The sequence below is a fragment of the Salinigranum marinum genome (assembly GCF_024228675.1).
Taxonomy (GTDB): Archaea; Halobacteriota; Halobacteria; order Halobacteriales; family Haloferacaceae; genus Salinigranum; species Salinigranum marinum.
Window position 1 is genome coordinate 3,142,002 of the sequence record NZ_CP100461.1, and the last position, 17,038, is coordinate 3,159,039.

At 70.1% G+C, this 17,038-nt stretch carries 13 protein-coding genes; 5 read left to right on the top strand and 8 right to left on the bottom strand.

Annotated elements, in window-relative coordinates; genetic code table 11:
• The 3 genes from NKJ07_RS15650 to uvrB form a co-directional block, all read right to left on the bottom strand.
• Positions 1 to 1,098 (bottom strand): sulfite exporter TauE/SafE family protein, encoded by a 1,098-nt coding sequence (locus tag NKJ07_RS15650; RefSeq protein WP_318567724.1) that lies wholly within the window; start codon positions 1,096 to 1,098, stop codon positions 1 to 3.
• A 270-nt stretch (positions 1,099 to 1,368) separates the two neighbouring features.
• Positions 1,369 to 1,887 (bottom strand): NUDIX hydrolase, encoded by a 519-nt coding sequence (locus tag NKJ07_RS15655; RefSeq protein WP_318567725.1) that lies wholly within the window; start codon positions 1,885 to 1,887, stop codon positions 1,369 to 1,371.
• A gap of 3 nt (positions 1,888 to 1,890) precedes the next feature.
• Positions 1,891 to 3,939, bottom strand: coding sequence for an excinuclease ABC subunit UvrB (gene uvrB, locus NKJ07_RS15660; protein ID WP_318567726.1), 2,049 nt, complete (start codon positions 3,937 to 3,939; stop codon positions 1,891 to 1,893).
• A gap of 157 nt (positions 3,940 to 4,096) precedes the next feature.
• On the opposite strand from uvrB, the gene NKJ07_RS15665 reads away from it, so the two are divergent.
• Positions 4,097 to 4,366, top strand: coding sequence for a DUF7553 family protein (locus NKJ07_RS15665; RefSeq protein ID WP_318567727.1), 270 nt, complete (start codon positions 4,097 to 4,099; stop codon positions 4,364 to 4,366).
• A 232-nt stretch (positions 4,367 to 4,598) separates the two neighbouring features.
• On the opposite strand, the gene NKJ07_RS15670 is transcribed toward NKJ07_RS15665, so the two are convergent.
• Positions 4,599 to 5,210, bottom strand: coding sequence for a transcription antitermination protein (locus tag NKJ07_RS15670; RefSeq protein WP_318567728.1), 612 nt, complete (start codon positions 5,208 to 5,210; stop codon positions 4,599 to 4,601).
• Positions 5,207 to 8,008: an STT3 domain-containing protein gene (locus NKJ07_RS15675; RefSeq protein WP_318567729.1), complete on the bottom strand. Its 2,802-nt coding sequence runs from the start codon at positions 8,006 to 8,008 to the stop codon at positions 5,207 to 5,209. Before NKJ07_RS15675 ends, NKJ07_RS15670 begins: the two co-directional genes overlap by 4 nt.
• Before the next feature lie 291 nt (positions 8,009 to 8,299).
• Between NKJ07_RS15675 and NKJ07_RS15680 the strand changes: the two genes are divergently transcribed.
• The gene (locus tag NKJ07_RS15680; RefSeq protein ID WP_318567730.1) at positions 8,300 to 10,045 is read left to right on the top strand and encodes a stage II sporulation protein M; all 1,746 of its coding nucleotides are present in this window, start codon (positions 8,300 to 8,302) and stop codon (positions 10,043 to 10,045) included.
• A gap of 74 nt (positions 10,046 to 10,119) precedes the next feature.
• On the opposite strand, the gene NKJ07_RS15685 is transcribed toward NKJ07_RS15680, so the two are convergent.
• Entirely contained in the window at positions 10,120 to 10,605 is a 486-nt protein-coding gene (locus NKJ07_RS15685) for a hypothetical protein (RefSeq protein ID WP_318567731.1), read from the bottom strand.
• Positions 10,606 to 10,890: 285 nt separating this feature from the next.
• Positions 10,891 to 11,751 (bottom strand): sulfurtransferase, encoded by an 861-nt coding sequence (locus tag NKJ07_RS15690; protein ID WP_318567732.1) that lies wholly within the window; start codon positions 11,749 to 11,751, stop codon positions 10,891 to 10,893.
• Between the two features lie 309 nt (positions 11,752 to 12,060).
• On the opposite strand from NKJ07_RS15690, the gene NKJ07_RS15695 reads away from it, so the two are divergent.
• Positions 12,061 to 12,858: a sulfurtransferase gene (locus NKJ07_RS15695; RefSeq protein WP_318567733.1), complete on the top strand. Its 798-nt coding sequence runs from the start codon at positions 12,061 to 12,063 to the stop codon at positions 12,856 to 12,858.
• A 9-nt stretch (positions 12,859 to 12,867) separates the two neighbouring features.
• Here the strand turns inward: NKJ07_RS15695 and NKJ07_RS15700 are convergent, their stop codons facing one another.
• The gene (locus NKJ07_RS15700) at positions 12,868 to 13,881 is read right to left on the bottom strand and encodes an AI-2E family transporter (RefSeq protein ID WP_318567734.1); all 1,014 of its coding nucleotides are present in this window, start codon (positions 13,879 to 13,881) and stop codon (positions 12,868 to 12,870) included.
• 100 nt (positions 13,882 to 13,981) lie between these two features.
• Between NKJ07_RS15700 and NKJ07_RS15705 the strand changes: the two genes are divergently transcribed.
• Together NKJ07_RS15705 and NKJ07_RS15710 are read left to right on the top strand one after the other, a co-directional pair.
• Positions 13,982 to 15,136 carry a thiamine ABC transporter substrate-binding protein gene (locus tag NKJ07_RS15705; RefSeq protein ID WP_318567735.1) on the top strand — a complete coding sequence of 385 codons (1,155 nt, stop codon included), beginning with the start codon at positions 13,982 to 13,984 and terminating at the stop codon, positions 15,134 to 15,136.
• A 67-nt stretch (positions 15,137 to 15,203) separates the two neighbouring features.
• Positions 15,204 to 16,919 (top strand): ABC transporter permease, encoded by a 1,716-nt coding sequence (locus NKJ07_RS15710; RefSeq protein ID WP_425504669.1) that lies wholly within the window; start codon positions 15,204 to 15,206, stop codon positions 16,917 to 16,919.
• The last annotated feature ends 119 nt before the right edge of the window (positions 16,920 to 17,038 follow it).

Below are 17,038 nucleotides of genomic sequence, written 5' to 3' on the forward strand. Positions count from 1 at the left end.
TCAGAGCACCCCTCCGGCCGCCATGAGGAACAGCGCGACGGCGATGACCGCGAACAGCACGCCGACGAAGTTCTTGATCGTGTCCGTCTCCAGCGCGTTCGAGACGTACGGGGCGATCTGTCCGCCGACCACGGTGGCGGGAACGGTGAAGACGACCATGTTCCACGGGGTCGTCGCGAGGCTGAGCGAGTGGCCGCCGACGAGGCCGCCGCCGAAGACGTGGACGAGCGAGGCCAACACGGCCGTGAGCGCGACGACGATGTGGTTCGTGCCGATGGCGACGCGGACGGGCACGTTCGTCCCGAGCATCGAGACGATGCCGAGTTCGCCGACGCCGAAGCCGGCGAGCCCCTGGAACGTCCCGCCGACGCTGTAGTTGGCGAACCGGCGGAGGTAGCCCGACCGCTCGTAGGTGTAGTCGTCGCCCTCGCGGTCGACGCGCGTCACCGTGCCGTCGTCGTCGGTGCGGACGCCAGCCGGGCCGAGTTTACCGGGGTCGTCCGGGAGTTCGCGCCCGCCTCCGTCGGCCGCGACCGCGGTCCCGTCGTCGGCCGTCGACGACTCCTCGTGGTCGCCGTCGTGACCGAGGTCGGCCCGGAACAGCAGGTACGAGGCGGCCAGCAGCGCGAGCCCGAGGAGCGAGTGGAACAACACCTCGGGGATGACGAACGACAGCAACGCGCCGGCGACGACGAACGGCACGGCACCAGCGACGAGCGACAGCGCCAGTCGGCGGTCGACGAGGCCGTACTGGACGAAAGCCACCGCCGAACTCGACAGGCCGAACGCCTCGCTGATGAGGCCGACCTTCACGATGGTCTGTGGCGTCAGGGACTGGGCGAACAGCGGGAAGACGAAGATGAGGAACGGGACGAACAGCGCCGACCCGCTGATCCCGACGGTGTTCACGATGGTTGCCCCCAGCATGAACACCGGGAGGAGCCACCAGAACTCGAGCCAGTAGCCCGCGCCGGCGTCCGCGGGCGTCGGGGCCGCGAGGTACACCGACGTGACGAAGATCACGGGCGCGAGCAGGACGAAGAGGTGCTGGTACTTCAGGAACGACTTCTGGACACGGCTGTATGAAGGAGCGTTCATTGCGTTGGTGAGTCAGATCAGTGATCGACGACAGTGGCGTCCGTGACGGTCGGCAGCGACGGTGCCGAGACGCGGCTCTCTGCGAGGAGTGGCGATAGAGAAGCGTTCCCTGCAGGTCGGTTCACCGGATCGGTATCGGACGGGGACATCGGTCAGGAGATCCCTCCCGTCGCCGGGTGGAAGTGGTGTCGAGCACTAGCGCGTCCGCTCGTGGCGTCACGAGTCATCGTGACTATCGGTAGGGAAGCGCCCGTTGAAATGCCTTGAGGTTCACCGACGGCGTGAGGGTCGACACCACGGCCCGAAATCGACCGACGAGGGCGAGCCGACGCGCCCAACCAGCTCCCGTTCGAGGTCGTACGTCAGCCGGTCGAGCGCGGCGTCGACGGGGAGCCAGGCGAGGGCGTCCACCTCGTCGTCCGGCGCGCTCACGTCGTCGACGGCCCGCATGTGCCAGACGAACACCGACTTCGGCCCCGCGGCGACGTCGTACTGGTAGCGGCCGGCGAACGCCCCGCGGTCGACCGAGATGCCGGTCTCCTCACGTACTTCCCTGACCGCGGTCTCGGGGAGCAGTTCGCCGGGTTCGACCTTCCCCTTCGGGAGGCTCCAGTCGTCGTACCGCGGCCGGTGGACGACGGCGAGGCGGCACTCGTCACCGTCGCCGTCGTCGCCCGCGTCGATCGCGTCGCCTCCGTCGGTCGCGTCGATCGCGTCGGTCACGCGCTCGTCCCCGCGCTTTCGCCACAGGAGGCCGCCGGCGGCGAACACCATCTCTCTCTCGGCCATCGGTCAGAACTCCGGGTCGAGTTCGGGCGCGACACCGTCGTCCTCGCGGTCGAGGTCGAACTCCCGGCGCAGATCGCGGATCCGGTCCCTGATGTCGGCGGCGAGTTCGAACTCCAGGTTGCTCGCGGCCTCCTCCATCCGCACCTCTAGCTCTTGGATCTGCGTCCGAGCCCCGTCGCTGTCGGTCGGTTCCTCCCTCGAAACGCCGCCGGTGTCGGTCTTCGACCCCGGGAGGTTCGTCTCGCCGACCGCTTTTTCGATCGTTGCGGGCGTGTAGCCGTGTTCCTCGTTGAACTCCCGCTGGATGCGGCGGCGACGGCGGGTCTCTCCGACGGCGGACTCCATCGCGTTCGAGGGGGAGTCGGCGTACAGCACCACCCGGCCGTTGACGTTTCTGGCCGCCCGGCCCATCGTCTGGATGAGCGTCGTCTCCGAACGGAGAAAGCCCTCCTGGTCGGCGTCGAGGATCGCGACGAGCGAGACTTCGGGGATGTCGAGCCCCTCCCGGAGGAGGTTGATCCCGACGAGGACGTCGATCTCTCCCAATCGCAGGGAGCGGATGATCTCGTGTCTCTCCAGCGTGTCGGTCTCGTCGTGCATGTACTCGACCGCGACCCCCGCCTCCTCGAGGTACTCGGTGAGGTCCTCGGCCATCCGCTTCGTCAGCGTCGTCACGAGCGCGCGCTCGTCGTCGGGGAGTTTTGCCACCCTGTCGAGGAGGTCGTCGACCTGCCCGGTCGCGGGCGTGATCTCGACTTCCGGATCGACCAGGTGGGTCGGCCGGACGATCTGTTCAGCGATCTGCTCTGAAACCCGGCGCTCGTAATCGGCGGGCGTCGCCGAGACGTACAGCGTCTTCGAGGTCTTCTCGGCGAACTCCTCGAACGTCAGCGGGCGGTTGTCGTACGCGGTCGGGAGGCGGAAGCCGTTCTCCACCAGTGAGTCCTTTCTCGATTTGTCGCCCGCGAACTGGCCCTTTATTTGTGGCAGGGTCTGGTGGGACTCGTCGATGACGGTGAGGAAGTCGTCGGGGAAGTAATCGAGGAGGGTGTACGGCGGGTCGCCCGACTCCCGGTCCGAGAGGTGGACCGAGTAGTTCTCGATGCCCGAGCAGTAGCCCGTCTCCTGCAACATTTCGAGGTCGAACGTGGTTCGCTCTTCGATTCGCTGGGCCGCGACGAGGTCACCCTGGCGCTCGAAGTACCGCACCCGGTCTCGCATCAGCTCCTCAATCTCGCCTGTGGCCTGTTCCAGCAGGGTCTCGGGGATCGAGTAGTGCTCCGCCGGGTGGACCAACACGGCGGGCTCGGCCGAAACGACCTCGCCCGTCAGCGGGTCGAGTTTCGCCATGCGGTCGATCTCGTCGCCCCAGAACTCCACCCTGACCGCGTGACGGCCGTACATCGGGAACACCTCGACGGTGTCGCCTCTGACCCTGAACGTCCCCTGCTGGAAGTCGACGTCGTTGCGCTCGTAGTTGAGATCCACCAGCCTCCGAAGCAGGTCGTCGCGGTCGATCTCGTCGCCGACTTCGAGCCTGAGGGCCATCCCCTCGTACGTCCGGGGGTCGCCGAGGCCGTAGATGGCCGAGACCGAGGCGACGACGACGACGTCCTCACGGGTCAGAAGCGATCGCGTCGCCGAGTGACGGAGACGGTCGATCTCCTCGTTGATCGACATGTCCTTGTCGATGTACGTGTCGGTCTGTTCGATGTACGCCTCGGGCTGGTAGTAGTCGTAGTACGAGACGAAGTACTCGACGGCGTTGTCGGGGAAGAGATTCCGAAACTCCTCGTACAGTTGGGCCGCGAGCGTCTTGTTGTGGGCGATGACCAGCGTGGGTTTCTGGATCTCCTCGATCACCCACGACACTGTGTTCGTCTTGCCCGAACCGGTGACGCCGAGGAGGGTCTGTCGCTCCATCCCCTGGTCGAACCCCCGGGCGAGCGTCTCGATGGCGTCCGGCTGGTCGCCCGCGGGGTCGAACGGCGCATCGACGCGGAAGGGAACGTCGGCGTCGGGACGGTCCACGGAGAGCGGGCTGTCTGTCACGCCCCGGAGTAGGGTTCGGACCTACTTGGGTCGCTCGGCCGGATCCGGCGACGCGTTCCCCCCGACGGGATCGGGCGGCCCTCGGGCCGCGTCGCAGATACCGTCAATCCGTCCCGCCGTACCAACGGTTTTGTCTTGGCGTCGAGTACGGGGAGCTATGTCACGAGACGAACTCGAAGCGGCGAGCGAGGAACTGCGCAGGGCGAGCGAGTTGGCCGACGGCGACCGACAGCGGCGACTGTACAACCACTCGAACCAGGTCGCGGAGCTCGCGAGCCGCGAGGAGGGACCCGACCACGGTCGACTCGACCGACACATGAACGCCCTGTACGAGATCGCCGGCGAGACCGACGGCGCGCTCCACGACCACGTCGTCGCCGCCCGCGAGCACCTCAAGGAGTACCGCACCGGCGTCGCGGGCGTCTGATTCGAACCCCCTCGTTTCATGTGGAAAGCTTGAACTGTGTTTCGAGCCGATTCGTTCGGCAGTTCCCGAAACCGGACCACTGCGGCGACCCACGTCGAGCGCTGACGATCGATGAAGGCGGGTTCCAGTGGAAATAAACGGGGTCGAACCGGTCTTATCCGACAGATTCCGTTCGAGTTGAAAGTAAGGTTTCGGTGTTTGTCCGCTGGATCGACCCGTCGTCGGGGTGGCGTCAGCAGACGTTCTTCGGTTTGATTCCCATCGACTCCAGCGTCTCGACGTAGTCGTCGTAGGCGGCCTCGATCACGCGGTCGGCACCCTCGCGTGCGGCGTCCCAGTCGGTCTCGTCGTCACAGACGGTGTCGAGGAGGTCGGCGGCGGTCGTCCCCTGGTCCTGAAGGTCGCTCCGATAGCCGCGGAACGTGTTCGCCGACGAGGGGTCGGCGTCGCCGACGAAGAAGCCCACCAGCTGTGCGAGCGTCTTCTCGGTGACGAGCGTCCACGCGAGCAGGCCGCCGGCGCGCTCGGCCGTCCCCTCGATCCCGGCGAGCGCCTCGTACATCGGGGGCGTCTCCGTCTCGGCGTCCCCGTGTCCGTCGCCGTGGCCGGCGGCCGTCTCGGCGACGTCGACGAAGGCGGCCGCGGCCTCGTCGCTCTCCTCGTCGTCGGCCCACGCGGCGAACGTCGCGTGGGCGGCGGCGGTCTCGGTCGCCCACGCCGCCTCAACCGCGTCGCCGTCCATCTCGCCGCCGGTGAGCGCGTACACCCACTTCGAGGAGCCGAGTCGCGAGAGCGGCGTCTCGTGGTCGTCCCGCAGAGCGTCGGTGAACTCCTGGCCGTTCATACCCCCCGGTAGGACGGCTCAGTGTTAGAAACCGTCGACAGAGGCAGGGGAGGGTGTACGTCTGTGAGCTCCGTGTGGGTCCGGATCGGAGTGGTCCCGTCGCGGACGGCTCCCTCGGGCGTGAGGTCGAGCCGGAGGTCGGTGACGACGCCGCGGAGGTGGTAGCGGTCGTCGGTGGTCGCGCCGACGACCAGCGTGTCGGAGCGAGTGACGGGACCATCGTACGGCACCGCGTCGACCACGTCACCGTCGACGACGAGGCGGACGACGGCACCGTCCCACAGGAGGCTGACGACGTGCTGGCGGCCGTCGTCGACCGCCGGGCCGCGGACGACGCCGGCTCCCGGCCCGTCGCCGACCGCGCCCACGATCCGGCCGTCGACGAGACCGAGCTGGTAGCCGTCGGTCGTGGTGTACCGGCCGGACGGAGCGGCGGCGGCGAGGCGGGGGAAACGCGTCGGCTCGGGATCCGAGGGGTCGATCGGGTCGACGGCCGCGAAGCGGACGGTGAGCGCCAGCCCGGTCTCCGGTGTCGGGGTCGGAACGCCGGCGATCGTGACGCCGCCGGTGCCGCGGAAGTCGAGGCCCCCGGCGGTCCACGCGGGGCCGACGACGCGGCCGTGCGCGCCGCCGTGGGCGTCGAAGGCGACGTCGCCGCGGCCGGCGTCGAACGACCAGCGAGCGCGGGTCGGTGCCGGTGACCGGCCGTCGGCGTCGACGAATCCGCCCGCGAGGACGTCCCGCTCCGACACCGTGACGGGGCGGCCGTCGACCGTGTAGCGCCCGGGATACGGAACCGTGACGGCGTACCAGCCGGCGGCGGTCGCCGTGGTCTCGCGGGCGTAGGTGACCGGCTGGTCGCCGACGGTGATCGGGACGGCGACCGCCACCGACCGGCCGGGGTCGGCGGTGCCGACCACGACCGCGCCGGGGACGAGCGCGAACGCCTTCACCGAGCCGTCGTCGCTGGCGTACACCAGCCGGAAGTGACCGGTCCCGGTGACGCCGTCGCCGTCCGACCCGAGCCGGTCGTGGAGCACCGCCCCGGTCGACGCCGGCGACGGGCGGTGGCCGTCGGTCGTGACGACGTAGCCGACGCGGTCGTGGAGGTGCCAGTACCGCTCGTCGGGGGACGGAGCGGCGAGGAACGGGTCGTAGCTGGCCGCCGCGTACCGGTACGACAGCTCCGGTGCGGCGTGGCCGCTGACCTCGTAGTTGTACAGCCGGTTGCGCCCGAGCGAACTGAGCACGTAGCTGTGGGGGTAGTCGAGCCCCCGCGCCGCGGCGTCGGCGTGGATCGCGCGGGCCGCCTCGTACTCGCCGTCGGAGACGACCGACTGGTTCAGCTTGATCGCCAGGAAACCCGCGCTCGTGACGGTCGCCATCACGACGAGGAGCGCGAACGCGACCGGGGCGAGACGGCTGGCAGCGGCACCGACCGGCCGCCGGCGACGCCGCGCGAGCGGGTCGGCGTCGAGGACGCCGGCGCGCCACGCGAAGTCGACGAGCGCGATCCCGACGAGGACGGCGACGAACGGCGAGAGTTCGCCGGCGAAGCGTCGCTGGACGAGCGCTAGCGCGAGGAAGATCCAGGTGAACGTCACGAGCAGGAAGCGTCCGGCGTCGGGCGCGCGGCGGAGGGCGCGGCTCTCGCCGAGGAGGAAGGGGAGCGCGACGAACAGCCCGACCCCGAACAGCGAGAGCGGCCCCGTGAGCGGGCCGAGGGGACCGCCGACGAGCGGGACCGTCTCGGCCACGCCGCTCCCGGCGGTCGCCGCGAGGTAGTTCCGTCCCGCCGAGAGCACGCTCGCCACCTCGGCGACCCGACCCGCCGCGACGACGCCGAGCGCGGCGAGGAGGAGCGTCGGGCCGAGCGTCGCGCGGGCGGGCGCGCCGACCCGGACGGACAGGGCGGCGACGCCGACGACGCCGACGACGAGCCCGGCGAGCACCGCGACGCTGACGGCGATCCGGCTGTCGTGCCAGCCGAACGCGGTCGCGGCGGCGACGAGACCGGCGGCGACCACAAACGCCGCGGCGGCGGCGATGCCGACGGTCGGCCGACGCCCGGCCGCGGCGTCGACGAGCGCGAGGAGCGCGACGACGACCGCCGTCGGCGCGAGGAGCGCGACGCCGGCCTCCCACGAGAGGACCTGCGCGGCGAGCGCGACCGCGAGGAGGGGAACGAGCGCGAGGCGGCGTTCGGGGCGACCGTCGAGGCGGGCGAGCGCGACGACGAGCGTGGCGGTGGCGACGAGCCAGAGGTAGTCCGCGGCGTGATGGTCCGAAAAGCCGAGCGCGGTGCGGGCGACGTGCGCCGGGGAGAGCGCCAGTGCGGCCGCGGCGACGACGCCGACGGCGCGCGAGTCGGTCACGAGCGTCGCGAACGCGAAGACGAGACCGACCGTCAGCAGGCCGACGACGACGGGGTACCACGCGAGCACCGCCCCCGCGTGGTCGACCCCACCGAGGAGCGCGACGACGACGGAGAGCGAGACGACGAACAGCGGGTCGCGCCCGTCGTACCGCAGGAGCGAGTCGAGATCCGACCCGGCCGCCACGTGTCGCTCGACGACGAAGCGGTAGTAGTAGGGGTCGTTCGAGAGGAGAACTACGGCGTCGCCGCGGAAGACGGAGCCGTAGACGGCCGTCCGGGCGAGCGCAGCGACGACGAACACGGCCGCGAGCGCGACGACGAGACGAGGGCCGACGACCGCCGAGCGCGACGCCACGAGCCGACGGGCGGCCGTCCACGTCCGAGCGAAGTGAGACCGGATCCGCGGGTGAGCGTCCGCCATCGGAGTGAACTCGCCGGCTCACGGCATAATTGGTCGCCGACTAACGGGCGCAGGCCGCGGCCGACGGTGAGCCGCGTGAGGGGCCCGGCGGCCGTCCAGTTCGCCCGTCGGCGGGGCGGGCCAGCGGGTCGAGAGCACGGCCGGAGACGGCGAACAGTCTCGGACGCGAGAACGTTACGATCCCGTTAACTCCCTGGGCCCGCGGAAGTCGACGCCGGCGGATAGGAAACGCGCGGCCGGTCGCCTCGTCACTGGACAAGAAATAGGACTCGTGGGGTCTAACCGCCCCCCGTGACAGTCGACGATGCCCTCCGGGCGGCGGCCGGCCTCCTCCGGCAGAACGCCGCCACCGTCCTCCCGTACTACGCGTTACTCGCCGCCGCGGTCGACGTCGCCCGCGTCCCCCTGCTCGCCGGCGCGATCGTCGTCTACGTCTTCCTGGCGTCGACCGGCCGACTCGCCACCCTGGTCGACGACCTCGCCGGGTTGAACCCCGAGTTGCTCTCGCCGGAGCCGGGAGGAGTGCCGCCCGAACTGAGCGACCGGCTGGCGACGACGCTGTTCTCGCCGACGGTCGTCGCCACGATGCTCGCCGCCGGCGTCGGCGGCGTCGTCTGTTACGTCCTCGCGCGGGGCGTAACGCGGGCGGCGGCGCTCGCGGCCGTGAAAGCAGGTGTCGACTCCGACGACGACCGCGACCCCCTCGCCACCGGCGTCGCGGGCGTCGGTCGCTGGCGGACGTTCGCCGCCCTCGTCGTCGTGCGGTGGGGACTGCTCGTCGTCGCCGGGGTCCCGGTCGTCGCGGCGGTGATCGCCGGGGCCGGAACGCTCGGCACCGCCGACGTCGGAACCGCGCTCGACGAGGGGGCCGCCGTCGCCATCCTCGCCGCGCTCGCGGGCGTGATCGTCACCGCCGCCGCGGTCCTCGTCGTCCTGGCGCTGCTGGCCTTTGCGGGCCCCGCAGTCGTCGTCGACGACGTGGGCGTCCGTGGTGCCGTCCGCCGGAGCGCGGGGGTCCCGTTCGCCCACCCCGGCGGGTTCGTCCTCTACGGCGTCGTGGTCGTGGCGACCTACGTCGTGCTCGGGATCGGAGCGGCCGTCCTCGGCGTCGCGGGCGTCAACCGGGTCGTCGCGCTCGTCTCGGCGTTCCTCGTCGCACCGGTGCTCGACGGGATCGCCGTCGCGCTGTACGTCGGGTGGGCGGACGACCGCGAGTCCGAGAGGTCGAAACCAGCGGACACGGGCTTGGATGCGGATGCGGATACGGGTGAGCAGCGCCGAGCGGCCGCGACCGACGAGTCGGGGTTCGTCTTCGGTCCCGTCGGCGCGACCGAGGAGGCCGACGGCTCCCCGGAGTCGGGTGACGAGTGGGACGACCCCGCAGGGGCGGACCGCGGGGAGACGCAGGAAGAGAGTGGTGATGGTCGAAACAGCGGCGGTGTCGTGTCGGGCGTGCGGAGGGCGCTGGGCGGCGGTATCGCGGAACTCGGCGGGTTCGTCCGGCGGGACTGGGGGTACGTCCTCGTCGCGGCGATCGTACTCGCCGTCGGCATCGTGGCTGGGTGGACGGCGACGGCGGGCTACGGGGTCCGGATCGGCGCGCCCGACGACCCCGGGGCGGTGTTCGGTGCCGTGCCCGTCGGCCCGTTCGTCAACATCTCGGTCAACAACTGGCTCGTGGCGACCCACGCGGGCTTTTCGGGGCTGTTCGCCGGGGTTCCGACCGTGGCGACGCTCCTGTTCAACGGACTGCTCGTCGGGGCGGTAGCGGGCGTCGTCGAACCGCTCCTCTTCGCGGCGCTCGTCGCCCCGCACGGGATCGTCGAACTCCCCGCGATCGCGGTCGCCGGCGGCGTCGGCCTCCGCCTCGGGCACGTCGCGTGGGGAACGTGGCGCGGCGCTCGGTCGCGGTCCGCGCTCGTCGACGAGATCGGCCGCACCTGGCGGGTCGTCGTCGGCCTCGCGGTCGTCTTCGTCGTCGCCGGCTTCGTCGAGGCGTTCGTCACCCCGCGGGTGGCGGCCGCAGTGCTCGGCTGAGATGCGTTCATCGTCAGTCAGACCGGGCCGGGACCGCCGGGACGTCCGACGGGCTCTTCGATCCCGCCCTGGTTCTACTTGACGCCGACGTCACCCACCCTGCACGGGGCGTTGTTGGGGCGAGCGGGGTCAACGACGTCGCCCAGGCCGAAGGTGACCGTTCCGTCGGTCGTGGGGTCGCCGAAGACGAACTCCTCCATGCGCTGACCGCCCTTCAGAACGACGTAGTCGATCGGTTGGGTCGCGGTGAACTCGGCGGTGAAGAACTCACCCGGCTCGGCCGCGTTCGAGAACGTGATCTCGACGTCCGCCGTGGAGAGGCCCGCGGCGACGGTGGATCGCTCGCCCGGGTCGTCTCCCTGGGACTGGCCGAGGACGCAGACTGCGGCGTAGCTGATCGCCGGCCCGTTCGGGACGTCGACGTTCGAGTGCTCGTTCAGGTTGAGGTCGGACGTCGTGCCGGACATCGAGAGCCCCGCGGCGACGACGACGCTGAGGAGGACGCTCGCGGCGACGACGCCAACGAGGAGCCCCGACACCTGCGCGCGGCTGTCGTTCATCGGGCGCTCCGGTCGGCCGTTCCCTCCGTGTTCGGTTCGACGACGGGACGAGTGACGATCATATCCGAGGGACAGACTGTCCGCGTTCGTACTAACTATGACACGCCTTACGGGGCGGTGAGGAAGATCCTAACCGGCTGGTCCGGGCGCGGAGCGATGTCGATCAGGTCGAGCGACCGACGGCGTGGACTGGTTCGTCTTCGCGCAGGCAAAATGATCGAATAGTGGAATCGGTGTGCGAGACGGCTCGATCGGAGCGGGCCCGGACGGCGCGACGGGATCGACTCAGTCGCCCTTCTCGATGGGCGCGCCGACGAGGTTGCCCCACTCGGTCCACGAGCCGTCGTAGTTCACGGCGGAGTCGTAGCCGAGCAGTTCGTGGAGCGCGAACCACGCCACGGACGAGCGCTCGCCGATGCGGCAGTACGCGACGACCGAGTTGTCGCCGGTGATGCCCTCGTCGGCGTACAGCGCTTCGAGTTCGTCGCGCGACTTGAACGTCCCGTCGTCGTTCGTCACGGCGGCCCACGAGATGTTCTGCGCGCCGGGGATGTGGCCGCCGCGCTGGGCGGTCTCCTGCAGTCCCGGGGGCGCGAGGATCTCGCCGGAGAACTCCTCGGGCGAGCGGACGTCCACGAGGGGGATGCCGCGGTCGATCGCCTTCTCCACGTCGTCCCGGTAGGCTCGAATGTCTTCGAACGGACCGCGAGCGGTGTACTCGGCGGCCGAGAACTCGGGTTCCTCGTCCGTGGTCGGATAGTCGTTGTCGAGCCAGTAGTCGCGACCCCCGTCGAGGAGGCGGACGTCGTCGTGGCCGTAGTACTTGAACTGCCAGTACGTGTAGGCGGCGAACCAATTGGAGTTGTCGCCGTACAGGACGACGGTGGAGTCGCTCGCGATCCCGTGGCTCCCGAGGAGGTCCTCGAAGTCCTCCTTGGTGAGGATGTCGCGTGTGGTCTGGTCCTGCAGTTCGGTCTCCCAGTTGAAACCGATCGCACCGGGGGCGTGGGCCTCGTCGTACGCCTCCGTGTCGACGTCGACTTCGACCAGTCGGTACTCGGGGTCGTCGCTCTGGAAGTCCTCGAGGTGGTTCTCCACCCAGTCGGCGGAGACGAGAACGTCCTTCGCGTACTCTGTGTCTGACATGCGTCCCTCCCTAGGCATCCCGCCCGCATAACTCCCACACCAACGGCAGAGACGGCCATTCATCCGGTGAAGGGGCAAATATAACGGGTTTCGCGCGAACGGTCGCCGGGCCACGGCGACGGCGCCCGAACCAGGGGGGAACGGCGACCGGGGCAAAAGAACTGCCGCGGTCGTGCGCGGATACAATTGCCGGTATCTCTGACGCCAGCGCCGACACTGACGCCGAGATCGGCGCGGAGTCGGCGTCGCTGGCCTCGCCCGCGGAGGGACGACCGACGGTATAAGTCGGGGCGACGACAAGCCCCCGTCATGACTGATATCGTCGTCTCGGCGGCGTGGCTCGTCGACCACCTCGGGGAAGTGACGGTCGTCGACGTCCGCGACGCCTGGGAGTTCGACGGCATCGGGCACGTGCCCGGGGCCGTGAACGTGCCGTTCGACACGTTTCGGGCCGAAGCGCACGCCACAGAGCGCGGTGCGGACGCGAGCGAGGGCATGCTCCCCGGAGCGGCGGCCTGGGAGGCGGTGTTGTCCGAGGCGGGAATCGAACCCGACGACACGCTCGTCGCCTACGACGACACCCACGGCGTCTTCGCGGCGCGGTTTCTCGTCACCGCGCTCGCGTACGGCCACGCCGACGTCCACCTCCTCGACGGGGACTTCAGCGCGTGGAGCCGCGACCACGAGGTCGAACGCGGCACGCCCGAGATCGCGGAGACGGCGTACGTCGCCCGCGAACCCGAGTCGACGCCGTTCGTCGACTACGAGACCGTCCGAGAGGCCGTCGACTCGGATGCCGTCGCCGTGCTCGACACGCGCGAGCCCCACGAGTGGGAGGCGGGACACCTCCCCGGCGCGGTCCAACTCGACTGGCGGGAGTTCGTCGACGACGAGACGCGGGGGTTGAAGCCGGTCGGGGAGATCGAGGCCATCCTCGCCGACCACGGCGTCACGCCCGACAGCCGCGTCCTGCTGTACTGCAACACCGCCCGGCGCATCAGCCACACGTACGTCGTGCTTCGACACCTGGGCTACGAGGACGTCATGTTCTACGAGGGGTCGTTGACCGAGTGGGAGGCCCGGGGCGGTCCGCTGGAATCCGCCTGACGGCCTCGCTCACTCCGTTCGGTGGTCCTCCTCGACGGGGACGGCGTTGAGTTCGTCCGCGAGGAGCGTCGCCGCCTCGACGACCAAGGCGACGAGGAGCGGCCCGGCGATGATGCCGATCGCACCCATCGAGAGCAGCCCCCCGACGAAGCCGATGAAGTAGACCCCGCCCGAGAGGTCGGCCGTCCGCTCGGCGAGCTGGGGACGAATGAGGATGTCGGGGAGCCACGCGATGAAGAATCCGCCGACGCTGACCACGAGAACGGCACGGACGAGGTCGCCCGCGGCGAGGTGAAACACCGCGACGACCGCGAGCAGAACGCTCGGGCCGACGATGGGGATGAACTGGAGGAGGGCCGCGATGGTCGCGAGGGTGAGGACCGATCGGTACCCCAGCGCGGCGAAGACCGGAAGCCCGATGAGGAACGTGCCGAGCGCGGTCGCCGCCTGGAGGATGTAGATGCCGAACAGCGTGTTCCGCGCCCGTCGGTTGAGCGCCTTCGCGACCCGGCGGTAGTTCGGGGGGACGACCGCCAGGAGCGACCGCGCGAGCGCCTCGCTCCCCTGGAGGAGCGAGTAGACGAGGAAGACGAACAGGGTGAACTTGACCAGCAGGACGGGGAGCGAGACCAGTACCTGACGGCCGACGCCCCGGACGAACGCCACGACCGACGCACGCACGTCGGCGACCGTGACGGTGAACCGCTGGCCGAGCAGCGCGACGTCATACGTCGCCGGGAGCCCCGACAGCACCGCGAGGACCTCCGAGAGTCGACTGGCGGTGACGAGGACGAGCGGCGCAACGACGGTGACGACGCCGACGAGCGCCGCGACGGTCACGACGACGCTCGCGACCCGCGGATCGACCCCTCGCCTCGTGAGTTCCGCGCGGAGCGGAGCCAGGAGGTACGCGACGGTGACGGCGAAGAACACCGTCCCGAGGACGTCCGCCAGGAGGACCGCCGCGGCCAGCGTCAGCGCGGCGAACAGCCCGCCGAGGACGTACCGGCGTGAGGGTGCCACACCGGCCGTGTGTGACACAGCGGATTAAATCCGTACCTTCGGGACCGCTCGGCGTGCCGGATCAGGCCGGTTAAGTAATACCGAGTGCAATCACTCGGTAATGGATCGACGTGACTTCGTGCGGAGCGCAGGGGCCGGCGGCGTCGCGGCGCTCGTCGCGGGCTGTCTCGGCGGCGGAACCGACGGGAGTGGCGGGGACACGGGGTCGACCGACGGCGGAACGGAGGACGGGACCGCGACCGAGGCGGGGACGGAAACCGGGACCACGGTCGGGTCGACGGGGTCGTCCGAACTCGTCGTCGCCACGTACAGTTCGTTCGTTGACGCGCCGAGTTCCTCGCCCGGGCCGTGGCTGAAAGAGCAGTTCGAGTCCGAGTTCGACGCCACGCTCGCGTGGGAGACGCCCGAGAACGGGCTGAACTACTTCATCGAACGCCAGCTGGGGGGTGCGGCCATCGACGCCGACGTCTACGTCGGCCTGGACACGAACATGCTCATCCGACTCGACGAGCGGCTCTCGGACCCGCTCTTTGCGCCCGTGCCGGAGGGCGCGCTCGACCGGCGCGGCGAGGTGAAGTCGTCGCTGGAGTTCGACCCTCAGGGCCGGGCGGTGCCGTACGACACGGGCTACATCTGTCTCGTGTGGAACGAGACCGAAACGACGGCCCCCGAGACGTTCGACGGCCTGCTCGACCCGGCCCACGCGGGCGAACTCATCGTGCAGAACCCCACGTCGAGCGCGACGGGCCAGGCGTTTCTCCTCCACACGGTCGCCGCGAAGGGCGAAGACGGCTATCTCGACTACTGGGAGGGGCTGAAGAACAACGACGTCCGAGTGCTCGGCAACTGGGACGACGCGTACAACGCTTACTCGAACGGTGAGGCCCCGATGGTGGTGTCGTACTCGACCGATCAGGTGTTCGCCAACGAGTACGACGAACCCATGGAGGAACACCAGCTCCGCTTCCTGAACGACCAGGGTTACGCGAACCCCGAGGGGATGGCCCGGTTCGCGGCGAGCGAGAAGGAGGGATTGGCGAACGAGTTCATGGACTTCGTGCTCTCGCCGGAGGTCCAAGCGGGCATCGCGGTCCGGAACGTCCAGTTCCCGGCGACGACGACGGCGGAACTCCCCGCGGAGTTCGCGGAGTTCGCCCACGAGCCCCCGGAGGCCGTCACCTTCACGTACGACGAACTGAAGGGTTCGCTCGGTGAGTGGACCGACGCGTGGGCCCGAGCGTTCGCCAGCAAGTGACGGGGCGACCACTCCGGCCCCCGACGACGAGCGGGCAGGGGGACGAGCAGGACGCGACACCGGGTCAGTGAGCGGAGCGAGTGGGCGGCTCGCCCGCGTCCGGGGGGTCGGCGAGCGCGCGCTCGTCCCCGCGATGGCGGCTGCGACGGCCGTCGTCCTCCTCGTCGTCTTCTACTACCCCGTCGGGACGGTGTTCGTCGAGAGCGTCGTCGTCGCCGGGGAGTTCACGCTCGACCCCCTTCGTGAGATCCTGACCTCGGAGTTCTACCTCGTCGACATCCTCGGCTTCACCGCGTACCAGGCGGCGCTGTCCACCCTCGCCAGCGTCGCGCTCGGCCTACCGGGGGCGTGGATCCTCTCGCGGTTCGACTTCCCCGGCCGGCGGACCCTTCGATCAGTAACGATCCTCCCGTTCGTCCTCCCGTCGATCATGGTCGCCATCGGCTTCGTGGCGATGTTCGGCCGGGAGGGGACGCTTAACACCGCCCTGGCGCTGGTTGGAGCCGGCCCGGTCGAGCTGCTGTTCACGCTCGAAGCCGTGATCGTCGCCCACGCCTTCTACAACGCGCCGCTCGTGACGCGCGTCGTGACGGCGGCGTGGGAGAGCGTCGACGCCCGGGCGGTCGAGACCGCACGGAGCCTCGGAGCGTCGCCGACGCGGGCGTTCCGCGACGTGGTCCTCCCGCAGTTGCTTCCGGCGGTGGCCGTCGGCGCGACGCTGACGTTCGTCTTCACGTTCGCCTCGTTTCCCATCGTCCTCGCGCTCGGCGGCTTCCAGCTCGCCACGGTCGAGGTGTGGATCTTCAAGCTCGTCACCGACCTCGACTACCCCGAGGCGGCCGCACTGGCGACCGTCGAGACGGGGGTCTCGCTCGCGCTTACCTACGCGTACCTCCGGTACGAGGGCCGCACGACGGGCCAGGCGGCCGGCGCGAGCCCCCTCCCCAGACGGTCGCTCCTGCCCGACTCCGTCGGCGCCAGGGCGCTCCTGACGCGCGCCGCCGTCTTCGGCTACGGCGTCGTCGTCTGCATCGTGTTCGTCGGACCCATCGTCAGCATGCTGCTCGCGAGCGTCACCGGCTCGGAGGGGTGGACCCTCGCACACTACCGCTTTCTCGTCGAGCGGCAGGCGACGGGGGCGTCGTTCCAGGTGAAGCCGTGGCCGGCCATCCGCAACTCGATCTTCTTCGGCGTCGCGACGCTGGCCGTGGCGCTCCCGATGGGGGTCGTCGTCGGCGTGCTCTCGGCGCGGAAGGGGCTCGGGCGGAAGGTGGTCGACACCCTGGCGATGGCACCGCTCGCGGTGTCGGGCATCGTCGTCGGCCTCGGGCTCCTCCGCGGGCTGGTGTTCGGCGTCGACCTCTTCGGGACGCGCGTGGCGGTCACCGGTGCGGCCGCAATCGTCGCGGCCCACGCCGTCGCCGCCTACCCGTTCGTCACGCGGAACGTCGCGCCGTTACTCTCCCGGCTCGACCCGCGGCTCGTCGAGTCCGCGCGGAGCCTCGGGGCGACGCGGGCGCGGGCGCTCTGGGACATCGAACTCCCGCTCGTGTCCGCCGGCGTCGTCGCCGGCGCGGCGTTCGCGTTCGCCATCAGCGTCGGCGAGTTCGACTCGACCGTGATCCTCGCGTCGGGGTCGGGAAGCTACACCATGCCCGTCGCCGTCGAACGCTACCTGGGGCGGCGGCTGGGGCCGGCGACGGCGATGGGCTCCGTGCTCCTCGTCGTGACCGCCGCGAGCTTCGTCGTCATCGACCGGTTTGGGGGGAGATGGGAGTCGTGACAGTGAGCAGTTGCATCGGCGAACCACTCACGAGTCACATCTCCGAGGAGGGAGTCGTGAACCGAGCGTCCCTCGTCGCACGGGAACTCATCGTGGCTTTTGTCTGTCACGAAAGCATG